We start from the raw sequence: 13935 nt of genomic DNA on the forward strand, positions 1-13935 counted from the left end.
TCTTTTTCCTTTTTTGCTTTCGAGAAAAGTCGCATTCCGCAGTGTTGTCAAACTTTTGGATGAAGAAACAAACGTAATTCTTTGATTAATTGGCGTATCTTGCCACTGTTCAGCCGCACTGTCAGTACAATTCCCTGATATAGGTCACCGGGGTGTTGCGATAAATGCCAAAGGTAGCCCGGCCAGGCGTACTCGGCAACCATTCAGGCCCCGAGGCAGGATCGATGTAATAATCGGCGGTGCCATGATTGCCGGCGCCCGGCGCCCTCAGCAGGAAGCGCGCCAGACCACCACTGACGGAACGCAGCGCGTTGGACGTGGCGCCCAACACGGATTTGCAAGCACTACCTGATACCAGGTTCTTTTTGCAGTTCGTAAAACGCAACAGCGCTGGATTGAGCACATCAACCATGGAATCGCCGCTACTGGTCGCCCAGCGCGTACCGTTCCAATACTGGACGCGCGCAGTCACCGGCAGAAACTGCAGCTCGGAGCCAAATACGTTCGGCAGCTGCAGACGCGCATTGGCCACCACCACCTCACCTTCAACCAGGTCGCGCGCCGCGTTGTAGCCGTACAGGGAGCTGACCCCGTCCGCATCGGTGGCGCGGACATAGACCAGGGCAGGCGTCTGGCGGCCAGCGCCCGCCGCTCCCGTCATCGAGTACGGTTTACTCATTTTGTAGTCGAGCATCAATGACAAGCGCCCGTCGTCGTTGTCGAAGTCTAGATCGCCACTGTCCTTAATCGTGGCGGCCCTCTTGTCGCGGCGCAGGCCGTCGGCTGGTGGGTTGGCGCCAAAGGCCAGGGCCGGGCATACCCCGCCACTCGGCGCAGCCAGCGTCTGGTTGAGTGCGCCGCATAGGTAGAGTGCCTTGGAAAACACGCCACGGTAGTTCTTCAACAGGTTGCCGTCGACGTCGTGGGCTGTCACTGTCGTGCTGAACGGCAGCGCCGAGTAGACCAGGCCGCTGACGGCGGAACACGGCAAGTCGGCCGGGCATGGCAAAATCGGTCCCAGGGCGTCCGGCGGTTCCAGCACAGTATTGAAATGATCGGGCACGAAGCGCCCGATATTGGTGGTGACCGGATCAACCCCGCCGCTGCCCAGGTAGTCGTTGCCCGCCAAGGTCGCCTTGGTGGTGATGATGCCGACTTCGGGGTAGTTGAAGGTCCCTGACGAGAGCCCCAGCGCGAACGGATTGAGGCTGCCTTCCAGTTCCGGGCGCGCGACCATATCCGCGAAGCTCAGGCCGTCGCTCGGGTTCGGGTTGAAATAGATGCTGCGCGGCAGGATCTCGTTACCAAAGTTCTTGGCGAAGTACTTGGTACCCGGGACCTTATCCCTGGTCCGCACGCCAACGCTGATCGTGAAAGGTTCGCCGGCCGCAACAAACTTCGCGCCGGTGGCCACCGTCGCCCCCGGGTTGTTGATGCGAGTACCGTTGGCGCCAGTCTTGTAGACATCCATTTCCAACATATAGGGCCGCATCACAACCGGTCCGCTGGCGCCAGTCTTACCGCTCGAATCCTGCATGAACAGCTTGACGCGCCCCACATCGAAGTAGTTGAAGGTCAGCGGCACGCTGATGCTGGCCTGGTTCGCCGCCACCGTCAGGATCCGGTAAGCCGACCACTGCGCGCCGCTCGGCGTCGCGCTGTTTTCCGCGCATTTGGGCAGCAGCGACGCCAAGTCCGGGAACGATGCCTGTTCGGCCGTGCCCTTCACCGGGTTATGGCACGACATGCCGAAACGCATGGACAAAGCAGTCGGCAGCGTCGCGCTGGGTGCGGTCGGGACGCCGGAACCATTGACCAGGGTGATGTACACCGCGACGTCATCGCCGGCGATGACACTCTTCCAGTCAATGAACTGGCATTGGCCGGCAGTGCCGAACGCCACTCCCTTGGTGCACACGGAACGCGTGAAGACGTACGGCGCCACTTCCACCGCCGCCGTATCGGTCGCGGTATTGTTTGCCATCTGGTTGTCGAACTCGCTGCCACTGACCGTCACCGTATTACTTAGCGAACTCGTCACGGAATTGACCATGACGGTCAGGAGCAAGGCCGGGGCACTCGCCCCCACATCCAGCGGAATGTTGTAATTGCAGGTAACTTTCTGCCCAGACTGTACACAGCTCCAGCCGTCACCGCCAGCGTACACAAGACTGACCTGCGACGGCAGGTTATCGACCACCTGGATCGTACCCGGCTCTGCGGCTGGGCCGTAATTGGTAACGTTCACTGTATACAACATGGTTTGGCCCAAGGTCGGTGCCTGGTCTCGTGCGATGGTGATGCCGAGGTCGGTCACCGGCGTATTCGGCACCGCAATCACTTCCGCACTCAACAACACCAAGTCCTGCTCGGACCGGTACACCGTGGTGGCACTGGTTTGTCCAGCCTGAATCACGGGACTGCTTACAGTGTATGAATCGTAGTCGATGCCATACGACGCGGTATCCGTGCCGGCAATGGTGCTCGCCGAGTTGAACTGGTTGCCCGACGGGTTCACGCTGTTCGACATCGAGTAGCCGTTAAAGGTCAGGAATTCGCCGCTCGGCGTACTGCTCAGCGTCGCATCCCCCTCCCAGGTTATGTGCGCCACCCGCCCGGTTTGCGTGGTCAGGGGCGGAATTTCAAAATTCGACAGCGACAGCGTCACGCTGCTGTACTGGATGTACTGGAAGCCTTCGTAAATATTCAGAACTCGGAAGGTCTCGGTCGGCAACGAATACACCACAATCATGGCCCAGCCACCGACCACCCCCTGCACGTCGCACCACTTCGACGAGTTGGCGATCGTCAGGCCGGAGAAAGAGTACTTGGCATTGCGCTTTGCAACCACCTCGGCAGTGACGTCATACGCCCCGCTGAAGAAATCGTAGCCCACCGTGGCGCTCTTGTACTGCCGCGATGCAGGCGCAGTCACCGCTTTGCCATCAAATGTGATTGCATAGTCAGTGGTGGTGCCGGAAGCTGCCCAGTAGAGCTGGGCGCTGAGGATTTTCGCCGACGCCGGAATGCCGCTCAGGGTCGCCTCCGTCGTCTCGTTGGCGGCATAAATGCTGCAAGCATTGGTGGTGTTCGATGCCTTGCGCAGGGTCTTCTGCAGGCCGACAAAATTGACATTGCCTGCAAAACTCTTGAACAAGGCGATGGTGGTATCGGCGCGCGCCGGCATCGCCAGCAGCAACGCCGCCAGCAAAAGCCATCGGTAAGGGGACCACAGTGTGTTCACGTTGTCAGTCTCCGAAATCAACCTGGATCACCCGCTGCACATAATCCAGGCTGTTGCTCGGATTCGGGCAGGCACCGGCTGCCGGCTGGTTGCACGCGACCACACGCATCCGGTAGCGCTTGATTGTATTCAGCAGCGTCGTGGTACAGGTCACGCTAACCGTGTAAGGGCTCAGCGTAGTGCTGGCAGGCATGGCAAAACTGGTGGTTGACGAAGCCCCGCTGGCCGCCGGGCATAAGGCGCCGCTACGCAACTGTCGGTGCATGCCCCATTCAACGCCGGAACGTGCCGCCAGATAGGCTCGGGTGCCTTGCACATCCAGTCCAAAGGCCGCTTGCTGGGTCGACGTTACCGTGACGATGGCTACCGCCAGGAACGCCAGGACCACAACCAGGAAAATGGCCGCCACCAGGCTCACCCCGCGCTGGCGGAACTTTGTGCGCAAAAGGGTCATATCGGATTATCCACGTGAATCTGATGAAACAACTGCACCGTTTCCATCGGAGCATCGGCTCGTGCCAGCGTAAGGTCAATACCCAGCAAGCCCGAGCGAGTGTTGGCAATATTGGCCTCATATGTGAAGCGGCAGGCCGTGACATTCGTCGCCAGGACGGCCGTACTTGGTGAAGCCGAGGGCGCCACGTAGTTCCATTGCCGCAGCAACTGGCGGTTTGCAAGGTCGCACACAAAACTCACCGGACCGGTCACCACCTGGAAGCGGCGTGCCGGCGAACTCAAGACAGTCCCCGCCCCGCCCGCGCTGGCAAACGGATTGCTCGCCAGGGTGACCGTATTGCCCGCCACCGCACTCACCAAGGCGATATTGTCGCCGGCATACGCGTCCGCACGGTCGATGCCGGGGCCAAGGTTATAGACCACAATCGAATCGGTGCCTGCCACAATGGCTGGCGATGGCATCTGACCAACCACGGTAAAGCTGCGCTTCGCGCTATCGGCAAAGTCCAGGTACCCGGTCCCCTCGTTATCTTCCTCGGCGAGGTAGCGCCCGCCCGACTTGGTGGGAAAGAACTCCACCGAAGTGCCTGCGGGGTTGACGCGGACGCTGTTGGGCAAGGCCCGGCGCACTTCGCGCGCTACACGCCGCACCGCCAGGTCGGCGGCATCGCTTAAATCAGCGCGCGCTGCGCTGTCGACGTAGGCTTGCACCGGCGCTCGCATGAAAACCGCCACGATACCGACCAGGACTCCGAGCAGCACCATCACGACGATCATTTCGATCAGCGTGAAACCGTCCTCGCGTTTCATTGCGCCACCTGCGGAGCGTAACGGGTGCGATAAGCATCCAGTTCGATGAAATCGCCCGCCTGGGCGCCATGGGTTACGCGCACGGTCAAGCGCAGCACTTCCTGTGTCGCTACGGCCGCCGTGGAGGTTATGCCATTCAACGATTCGGCGCGCACCGTGAGCGTCGCCGAGTAGCCGCTCAGGCCCAACTCATTTCCCGCCGCGTCAACCAGTTTGCCAGCCGCGTTGTTGAAAGCCGCGTGGGCGACGCCAAGGCTGGGGACATAGTCGTTGATGTTATCGAAGGGGCGCGCATTGCCCGGTTCCTGTCCCACACCTTCCGGGGTAGCGCAATTGGCTGGTGCGGCCGGCTCTTCAGTCACATCGGCCGGATCGCAGAAGGTAAAGGCAGCCAGTTGGACTTCCTCCAGCAAGGCTTCCGCGATGAGCAGGGCCTGTTTTCGGCGCAGCGGGTCGGCACTCGCGCTGTTCGTGTTGGCCAGCGTGCGCAGGATAGCCGCAACCGCGATACCGACGATCAGGATAAACAGGATCAGCTCAACAAACGTCAGCCCGGACTGACGATAGCGGCTAGTAAACATAGCCCGTTTCCCATTGCACCCGGATGGGCTGCTGGTCGTCGCCGGCGCGCACCACCAGGTTCAGCGAACTGAATTCCGCGCCGGAGTTCAATTGCGGCTTGCCGGCGGCATCGAAATAGAAATGGTTCTGGGTGGCGCTGGCAGGCGACAGTACTAGCATCACGTTGGCGGGGGGCGCCACGCAAGCCCAGCTCCGGTCAGCGCTGCACTGACCGGCACCGCTGAAACCGGTGCCGCCCCCCGGGTCCTTGACGCGATTCGTCGAACTGCACGTCGCGGCATAACACAAGGCGACACTTGTAGCATCGAGATAAACGTAAATCGGGCGATTTTGGGCGATGGCGAGGCGCTGGCCAAAGCGCAGGGTAGCCTTGACCTGGGCTGCGAAGCCGGCCGCATCGAAACTGGTACGCGAAAAGAAGCGGTTGAAGGCGATGGCAGAGAGGATGCCAACGACAACCAGCACAATGATCAATTCGACCATTGTGAAGCCACTCTCACGCCGTACTTTGCCGGTTGTCATTGCTCCTTGGCTGCGGGAGCGCGTTTAGCAGCCCGTCGTTACCGTGGTGACCGCCGGTGGCGTGACAGGTGTTGTGGTAAGGACGGCGGCTGTGTACAGTGCGTAGCAGGTTGCCCCTTTGGTTGAACTGGCTACGCTCACCGGGACGAAAGCCACCGAGCCTGCTGGCGGCGTCGGATTGTTTGGGCCGGGAGCACCTGCTGCAATCGTCTTGAAATCCGTGCTACTGATACCAGCCATGTTTTCGATTTGGGTACCAGTAATCGTTGGGAAACCGGCAGAGTCAACCGTCACGTTCAGGCCTTCCATTGCGACCGGGCTGGATGGCGCAATCAGCCAACGGCTATGAACCAGCGAAATGGCGGCGTTCAGCGAGCCGCGAACCGCGTTCACGCTGGCGGTGCGCGCCTCAGTGCCGACATCGATAAAACGGGGCAGCGCGGTAGCGGCGAGAATGCCGAGAATGACGATCACGACGATCAGTTCAATCAGCGTGAAACCCGCTTGCTGCGTACGAGGCATAGTGTAAGAAAACTTTTTCATTACTTCTCCCAATAAGTTCGACAATCAATTCAGACCGGCAATTTGGCTAGTCTTTTACCTGGTTGAGGACGACACCGGCGTTGCTCGCGGGTGGCTCTGACGGCCTGGCGGAGTGTTCGGGCAAGCGCCGCAATTCTAACTTGAAATAGAGCATTCTCTGTTGCTTAAGCATAGATTTCTCTCCTTCAAGCAACACATACACCAGCTGCCTCGACTCGGTATCAAAAAACCAGGTACCGGGCTCCGCCGGGGCACTGGCCAAATTCGCGAACTCCCCAACGTAATTGGTGGGCCGGACAGCCATCAGCTGCATCGGGTTTGTGCCCTCCAGAGCAACTGTTGTGGCCGATCTTAGGCGATGCATTTCGACAGCGGCGCGCAATTGTGACACCGTGATGGCCACCGCCCGCTCCTCTGCATTTTCAGTGTAAAACGAAATCTTGTTCAAGAAAACCACCAGCAAAACCAAGCCGACCAACAACCACACCAATGCCTCGAAGCGGCGAAACCGGCGCGGCTTCATCATTTCCCAAGTGCAACTTTACCCAGATCCCATATCGGCAGGAACACCCCCAGCGCCAGGATCAACACCATGATGCCCAGGAAGGTGATCAGGATCGGTTCGATCTGGGCCGACAAGGTCTTTAGCTCATAGTCGACCTCGCGTTCGTACATGGCGGCGATCTCGTCCATCAAATCATCCAATGAGCCGGTTTCCTCGCCGACTGCGATCATTTGCAGCACGATAGGGGTAAACACATTCGCTGCCATGGCCGTGCGCAAGATACTCTCGCCCCGCTCCACGCCATCCCGCATCTGCTCCACGCGCGCCGCCAGGTACGCATTGTCCACCGTTTGCGCGACGACAGTCAGCGCCTGCACGATCGGCACCCCGCTACGGGCCGACAACGCAAAACTGCGCGCAAAACGCGCCATCGTGCCTTTGTGGATGATCTTGCCCGCGATCGGCAGATGCAGTTTCCAGCGATCCCACTTGTAGCGCCCAGCTTCGCTGGCAGTCCAGGAGCGCCACATAAGCCCCCCCGCCACCAAGGCGCCGGCCAGTATGGGCCAGTACTTCACTGACAGGTTGGATGTCGTTAGCAATACGCGCGTCATGAGCGGCAACTCGGCGTTCAGATTGCGGAACACGCCTTCGAACGCCGGAATCACCCACATATTGATCACCACAATGGCCGCCAGCATCGCCAGCATCACAAACGTGGGATAGCGAAGCGCCGCACGGACGCGCTCCTTCATATCGCGCTCAAACTCGAGGTGGTCGAACAGGCGCAGGAACACTTCGTCCAGCCGGCCGGTCATTTCCCCGACTCGTATCATGGACAGGTAAAACGGCGTGAAAGCCACGGGGTGGCGCCGCATGGCAGTCGACAACTCGCGGCCCGCGTCAAGCGACTCCCGCAGATCGGCGATCACGCGCGCAAATGCCTTGCTGATGGCGGATTCCTGAAGGCCGCCCAAGCCACGCATGATCGGCACCCCGGACTTCAATAGGGTGTGCATTTGCCGGCTGAACAACTGCACATCCATGGAATTGACCTGCTTCTCGGTCAACCTTTCCCACAGCCGCCGCCGGGCAGACTTGCCGGCGGTTCTCGCAGAGGTTTCCGTGATTTCGACCGGCGTGACCCCAGTGGCAAACAATTGGTCGGCCACCGCCCCGCTGTCCACCCCCTCCAGCACCCCCGCCAGCAGTTCGCCTCGTCCGTTACGTCCCTTGTATGCGAAATAAGGCACGTCAATCCTCGAACTGGTTACTGATGCGCATGGCTTCCGCCACCGTAGTACGGCCCTGGATCACCAGCTGCACCGCATGGCGGCGCAAGGTCTGGCCACCCATCTGGTGCGCGGCGGCTTTCAGGAATGCGGCGGGATCGACATCGTTGGCCGCATCCACCACCGCCTGGCTCATTTCCAGCAATTCATACACGCCGGTGCGGCCGCGGTAACCCAGGCCATTGCAATGCGAGCAGCCCTTGCCGTGGAAGTAGCGGCCCATGTCGACTTTGTCCTTCAGCTCCAGCGTCAGCCACTCATGCTCGCTCGGCGTGGGCGTGTACGGCGTGGTGCAGGATTCGCAGATCACGCGCACCAGGCGCTGCGCCAGCACGGCCTGCAGCGAACTGCCCACCATATAGCGCGGCACGCCCATGTCCATCAGGCGCAGCGGCGTGCTGGCGGCATCGTTGGTGTGCAGCGTGGAGAGCACCAGGTGGCCGGTCATGGCGGCGCGCAGGCCGATCTGCGCCGTTTCCTGGTCGCGCATCTCGCCCACCAGCACGATGTCCGGGTCCTGGCGCAGCGCGGAGCGCAGCACGCGCGCGAAATCCAGCTCGATCTTTTCGTTCACCTGCACCTGGTTGATGCCGGGCAGGCGGTATTCGACCGGGTCTTCGACGGTGATCAGCTTTTTCTCCATCGAGTTCAGCTCGGCCAGCGCGCAATACAGCGTGGTGGTCTTGCCGCTGCCGGTCGGCCCGGTCACCAGCACCAGGCCGTTCGGACGCGCCACGATGGCGCGGAACTTGTCCAGCATCGGTTTCGGCATGCCGATCGCATCCAGGCGCAGCGTCATGCCGCTCTGGTTTAGCAAACGCATGACGATCGATTCACCGTACTGGGTCGGCATGGTGGAGATACGCACGTCGATGCGCGCGTTCTTCACACGTACGGCAAAGCGGCCGTCCTGCGGTAGGCGCTTTTCGGAGATATCCAGGTCGGACATCAGCTTCAGGCGCAGCGCCAGTGCCGGTGCGATCTTGATATCGGCTTCCGTCTGCAGGTGCAGCACGCCGTCGATGCGGAAGCGGATTTGCAGGCGCCCTTCCTGCGGTTCGATGTGGATGTCCGATGCGCGCACCTGGGCCGCGTCATCGAACAGCGATTGCAGCAGCTTGACCACCGGCGCTTCTTCCAGGCCAGGACTCGCGGCAGCCAGCGCGCCAAAGTCCACCGAGCCTTCGCCCATTTCCTGTTCCAGCTCGCGCGCCAGGCCGGAAATGTCTTCCGTACGGCGGTAGATGCGATCGATGGCGGCCAGCACCTCGGTCTCATTGACCACAGCCAGGTCGATGGTCTGCTTGAGCAGGCGGGAAATCTCGTCGTAGGCGAACAGGTCGGTCGGGTCGGACAGGCCGACCAGCATGGACCCCTTGCGGTCTTCCAGCACCAGCGCGCGGAAGCGGCGGGCCTGGGTTTCCGGCAGCAGCCGCACCAGGTCCGAATTGATTTGGTAGAACTTGAGGTTGATGTAGGGGATATTCAGCTGGCGCGCCAGGGCGCCGGAAATCTGCTCTTCGGTGACAAAGCCGTGTTCGACAAACACACGCCCCAGCTTGCGGCCGCTGCGTTTCTGCTCCGCCAGCGCCATGCCCAACTGTTCTTCCGACAGCAGCTTCTGCTGCACCAGGATCTCACCTAAGCGAACCTTTTCCGGCCTCGTCATGCCCTATGCCCCGAATCCATATAGTCGAGGGCATTGTATGCGACAGACTCGTGCATGTATAGCAAAAGGCGTTAGCGGAATGCTACACGAGCGACGAAAATTTTCGGGAAGTGGTCAAATTGCAGGGCCAATTCCACCACCGGAAGCACGCCTATGTACACGCAGCACTTCGGCTTGCAGGAAGCACCGTTCGGCATCACGCCGAACCCGGCCTTCTTTTATAGCGGCAATGCGCGCGGGGAGATCCTGTCGGCCCTGCTCTACGCTGTCACCCATGGCGAAGGCATCGTCAAGGTGACCGGCGAGGTGGGCTGCGGCAAGACCATGCTGTGCCGCATGCTGGAAGCGCGCCTGCCCAAGGGCGTGGACGTGCTCTACCTGGTCAACCCCACCCTCTGTCCGCAGGAAGTGCTGCATGCCATTGCCGCCGAGTTGGGCCTGGAAACCGCTGGCCAGCGCTCGGACGAGGTGGTGCGCGCGCTGCAGGCGGAACTGATCGCGCGCCATGCGGCCGGGCGCCGCGTGGTGCTGCTGGTGGAGGAAGCCCAGGCCATGCCGCTGGAAACGCTGGAAGAAATCCGCCTGCTGACCAACCTGGAAACGGCCAGCAGCAAGCTGCTGCAGATCGTGCTGTTCGGCCAGCCGGAGCTGGACGAACACCTGTCGCTGCCGCGCATGCGCCAGCTGCGCGAGCGCATCACGCACAGCTTCGACGTGCCGCCCATGCCGCGCGACCAGATCCCCTTCTTCCTCTCGCACCGCCTGCGCGCGGCGGGCTACCGCGGGCCGGAGCTGTTCAGCCAGGGCGCGGTGCGCCTGATCGCGCGCGGCTCGCAGGGCATCGTGCGGCGGATTAACGTGCTGGCGGACAAAGCCCTGATGGCGGCGTTCGCGGAAGACTTGCCGTACGTCAACTCCTACCACGTGCGCCAAGCCATTGAAGACAGCCGCTATTCGTGCGCGGTGGTTCCGGGCAATCGCAGTATGATGATTTTTGATAAGTTCCTGACAACTTGTTTCCGGCGGCGATGGTCATGAAGAACCTTTCGGCTTCCCTGTTATGCGTCCTGCTTGGGGCATGTGCTGCGCCGCAGCTGCCCGTGTCGCCGTCGCACGTGGCGGAGCCGGAACCGGTGGCCGGGGCGATTCCCGAGCCGGTGCAGCAGAGTGCCACAGTACCGCCGCCGCGCCCGGCGGAAAGGCAGGAGACCTACAGCGTCTCCGTGCACCGGGTGCCGGTGCAGTCGGTGCTGTTCGCGCTGGCGCGCGACGCGGGCCTGAACGTGGACGTGCATCCGGGCATTGAAGGCATGGTGACCCTGAATGCGCTGGACCAGACCCTGCCGCAACTCCTGGCGCGCATCGGCAAGCAGGTGGATATGCGCTACGAGCTGCAGGGCAAGAACCTGGTCGTGCTGCCGGACCAGCCTTACTGGCACCACTACAAGGTGGACTACGTGAACATCGCGCGCAGCACGAACAGCAGCGTGAACATCGCCACCCAGATCTCGACCACGGGCGGCTCGGCGGTGGGCGGGACGGCCGCCAATCCCGTACCGAGTGCCAGCCAGTCGCTGGGCGGCGGCGGCAACAACAACTCGACAACGTCGGTGGCCAACCGCTCGGACAACAACTTCTGGCACAGCCTGGAGAAGAATGTGCGCGACATGCTGCGCCCGACCACGCTGAATGATCCCCTGTCCGATCCGCTGGCGCAGATGCGGGAGCAGGCGAACGCCATGCTGCAGCAGGTGCAGGCCGGCGGCGCAGGCGGCACGCCCGGCGCCGGGGGCGCGGATACTGGCTATCCTGGCGCCCAGGCTGCCGCCGCGCAGGGGCGGACGGCGCCGGGCGCCTACAGCGGCGGACCGGCCGCATCGACCGCCTTTGGCGCCGCGGCGCCCGGCCAGCAACGCGGTGCGGCTTCCGTCATCGCCAACCCGGAGGGCGGCCTGCTGTCGGTACGGGCCACCAGCCGCCAGCACGAAAAGGTGCAGGAGTTCCTCGACATCATCCTGTCCTCGGCCAAGCGCCAGGTGCTGATCGAGGCCACCATTATCGAAGTCAAGCTGAGCGACCAGTACCAGCAGGGCATCAACTGGTCGCGCATCAATGGCCACGGCAAACTGGGCCAGGGACGGGTCGGCACCGCCCCGCTGCCGAGCGGCATCGTTCCGGGCACGTCGCCGGGCTTCTTCATTTTCGACTACTCGAATCCGGTCACGCGCTTTGGCAACATCAGCGCCACCATCTCGCTGCTGGAATCGTTCGGCAAGGTCAAGGTGCTGAGCAGCCCCAGGATCAGCGTGCTGAACAACCAGACCGCCCTGCTGAAAGTGGTGGACAACAACATCTTCTTCACGCTCAAGGTGACGCCGGCCGTGCTGACCTCCACCGGCACCATCGCCACGCCGGCGACCTATGAATCCAAGGTGGAAACCGTGCCGGTCGGCTTTGTCATGAGTGTCACGCCGCAAATTTCGGCCGATGACGAGGTTACGCTGAATGTACGCCCCACCATCACGCGCATTGTCGACTCGGTGGAGGACCCCAACCCGGAACTGCACAAGCAGGGCGTCATCAGCCGGGTGCCGGTGATCCAGGCGCGCGAAATGGAGTCGGTGCTGAAGGTGCATAGCGGCCAGGTGGCGGTGATGGGTGGCCTGATGCAGGATTCCGTCGATAACGCCAAGGACGGCATTCCGCTCATCAGCTCGCTGCCGGTGGTGGGCAATCTCTTCTCCTACCGCAACGAGACTGCCAGCAAGACCGAGCTGGTCATCTTCCTGCGCCCGGTGGTGGTGAAGGACGCCAGCATCGCCGGCGATTACCGCGACTACCGCTATCTCATGCCCGGCAAGCCGGCGGAGGGCCTATGAGCTTGCTCATGCAGGCCCTGCGCAAGGCGGAGCGTGCCCGGGTCCAGAACGGGCAGGAGGCGGAGCACACGGAGCCGCAGTTCGGCCAGGATGCCGTGCCTTCGCCGCCGCCCATGGAAGGCGGGCCGGCCTTCGCCGTCATGCCCGACGCCTGGCGCCTGGAGCCGCTCGATGCCGAACCGCCCGTTATCCCGGCGCAGGAGGCGGCGCATGACCCGGTCCCGCCGCAGGCGCGGCATGAGGCGCGGCGCGCAGCGCCGGCGGCTGGCGATATGCCGCCGGCCCCGGCAAGGGGCAAGCCGGCCCGCGAATGGCAAGACAGCGACGGGCCGGCTGCCGGCGCCGGCCCCTTTGCGGCCGACAGCGCCGTGCGGGCCGGACCGCACGCGCCGCTGCCACCGCGCGCCATCGCCTCGTCGCAGCGGCGGCTCGGGCTCTTGCTGGCTGCCTTGTTCGGCTTGCTGCTGGTGTTCGGCGTCATCTATTGGCGCGCGATGAGCGGGCCCGGGCCCGGCGCGCGCCTGCCCATGGTGCCCATGCCGGCGCCGGGGGCGGCAACGCTGGCGCCGGGCGCGGCGCCGGGCGCGGCGATACCGGTGGCTCCGTATGTCACTCCCGCCGCGCCGGGCGGCATGGATCCCGCAGTCGCCGCCAGCGCCGCTGCCGGTGCTGGCGCGCTGCAGCCACCGGTCGCGGACGCCGGCGCGCCGGCTGCCGCCGCCGGCCGGGCGCCGGAAACCGGCACCGGCGCTGGCGTGGCGGGCGGCCAGGCCGGAGCGCCCGCCGCGCCGCCGACGCGGCCGAGTGTGGATGTCACGGTCCCGACACCGGAGCAGCTGGCCGCCATCACCGATCCGGCCATCCGCGCCGAGGCAATGCGCGATGCGGCAGAACGCGCGGCAAGGCAGGCGCGCAGCGACTATTCCGATGCGCCGGCCGGCAGCGCCGGGCTGCCGCCGGCGGCAGCCGCCCCCGCCCCTGCCATTGCGGCCACGGCGACGGGCGCAAGCGGCCGGCAGCGTGCGGCGGGCACCGCCGCCAAGGCGGCAGGCGACGCCGGCAACAGAACGCGCAGCCCGGCTGCGCGCGCACGGCCGGCGGCGGACGATGGCGCGCCGCGCCAAGCGCACCGCTCGGGCGCAGCGGAAAACGCCACCACTCTGCAGACCGCCGTCGGCGAAAGCGGCGACGTGCGTTTCGTCCGAGGCGCAGCGCCCACCGGCATTGCGCCCGCCGTGCAGAACGGCTACAACGCGCTGCGCAGCGGCGACCTCCTCGGCGCGCGCCAGCAATACGACCTGGCGCTGCTGCAAGACCCCAACAACCGCGACGCCCTGCTCGGCGCGGCGGCCGGCGCCCCGCGCGCGGGCGGCGGCCCCCCCGGCCCGCAAAAAAACCCGCGCCCGCGGGGACAATACCCCAAAGCCCCCGGA

At 63.5% G+C, this 13935-nt stretch carries 11 protein-coding genes and 1 pseudogene; 3 read left to right on the forward strand and 9 right to left on the reverse strand.

Annotated features, from left to right (window positions below):
• Positions 1–121 precede the first annotated feature (121 nt).
• From ACE3TQ_RS17435 to ACE3TQ_RS17475, 9 genes are read right to left on the reverse strand one after another with little or no spacing between them, the layout of a single operon-like run.
• Positions 122–3244, reverse strand: coding sequence for a DUF6701 domain-containing protein (locus tag ACE3TQ_RS17435; RefSeq protein ID WP_374583556.1), 3123 nt, complete (start codon positions 3242–3244; stop codon positions 122–124).
• Positions 3245–3248: 4 nt separating this feature from the next.
• Positions 3249–3698, reverse strand: a complete 450-nt coding sequence (locus ACE3TQ_RS17440) for an agglutinin biogenesis protein MshP (protein ID WP_374583557.1) — start codon at positions 3696–3698, stop codon at positions 3249–3251.
• Positions 3695–4510, reverse strand: a complete 816-nt coding sequence (locus ACE3TQ_RS17445) for a prepilin-type N-terminal cleavage/methylation domain-containing protein (protein WP_374583558.1) — start codon at positions 4508–4510, stop codon at positions 3695–3697. The genes ACE3TQ_RS17440 and ACE3TQ_RS17445 overlap by 4 nt, the downstream gene beginning before the upstream one ends.
• Positions 4507–5091 (reverse strand): type II secretion system protein, encoded by a 585-nt coding sequence (locus tag ACE3TQ_RS17450; RefSeq protein ID WP_374583559.1) that lies wholly within the window; start codon positions 5089–5091, stop codon positions 4507–4509. Before ACE3TQ_RS17450 ends, ACE3TQ_RS17445 begins: the two co-directional genes overlap by 4 nt.
• The gene (locus ACE3TQ_RS17455) at positions 5081–5614 is read right to left on the reverse strand and encodes a prepilin-type N-terminal cleavage/methylation domain-containing protein (protein ID WP_374583560.1); all 534 of its coding nucleotides are present in this window, start codon (positions 5612–5614) and stop codon (positions 5081–5083) included. The genes ACE3TQ_RS17450 and ACE3TQ_RS17455 overlap by 11 nt, the downstream gene beginning before the upstream one ends.
• Before the next feature lie 24 nt (positions 5615–5638).
• Complete coding sequence (locus ACE3TQ_RS17460) at positions 5639–6157, reverse strand: type II secretion system protein (RefSeq protein WP_374583561.1); 519 nt, start codon at positions 6155–6157, stop codon at positions 5639–5641.
• Positions 6158–6203: 46 nt separating this feature from the next.
• Complete coding sequence (locus tag ACE3TQ_RS17465) at positions 6204–6683, reverse strand: hypothetical protein (RefSeq protein WP_374583562.1); 480 nt, start codon at positions 6681–6683, stop codon at positions 6204–6206.
• The gene (locus tag ACE3TQ_RS17470; protein WP_374583563.1) at positions 6680–7915 is read right to left on the reverse strand and encodes a type II secretion system F family protein; all 1236 of its coding nucleotides are present in this window, start codon (positions 7913–7915) and stop codon (positions 6680–6682) included. Before ACE3TQ_RS17470 ends, ACE3TQ_RS17465 begins: the two co-directional genes overlap by 4 nt.
• A gap of 1 nt (position 7916) precedes the next feature.
• The gene (locus tag ACE3TQ_RS17475; RefSeq protein WP_374583564.1) at positions 7917–9623 is read right to left on the reverse strand and encodes a GspE/PulE family protein; all 1707 of its coding nucleotides are present in this window, start codon (positions 9621–9623) and stop codon (positions 7917–7919) included.
• 153 nt (positions 9624–9776) lie between these two features.
• Between ACE3TQ_RS17475 and ACE3TQ_RS17480 the strand changes: the two genes are divergently transcribed.
• The 3 genes and pseudogenes from ACE3TQ_RS17480 to ACE3TQ_RS17490 all read left to right on the forward strand — a co-directional run.
• Positions 9777–10661, forward strand: a complete 885-nt coding sequence (locus ACE3TQ_RS17480; RefSeq protein ID WP_374583565.1) for an ExeA family protein — start codon at positions 9777–9779, stop codon at positions 10659–10661.
• Positions 10658–12502 (forward strand): pilus (MSHA type) biogenesis protein MshL, encoded by a 1845-nt coding sequence (gene mshL, locus ACE3TQ_RS17485; protein ID WP_374583566.1) that lies wholly within the window; start codon positions 10658–10660, stop codon positions 12500–12502. The genes ACE3TQ_RS17480 and mshL overlap by 4 nt, the downstream gene beginning before the upstream one ends.
• Positions 12499–13935 (forward strand): annotated as a pseudogene (locus ACE3TQ_RS17490) (hypothetical protein); the annotation flags it as partial. The gene mshL and the pseudogene ACE3TQ_RS17490, both read left to right, overlap by 4 nt.

Source organism: Pseudoduganella sp., from assembly GCF_041914865.1.
Classification (GTDB): domain Bacteria; phylum Pseudomonadota; class Gammaproteobacteria; order Burkholderiales; family Burkholderiaceae_D; genus Rugamonas.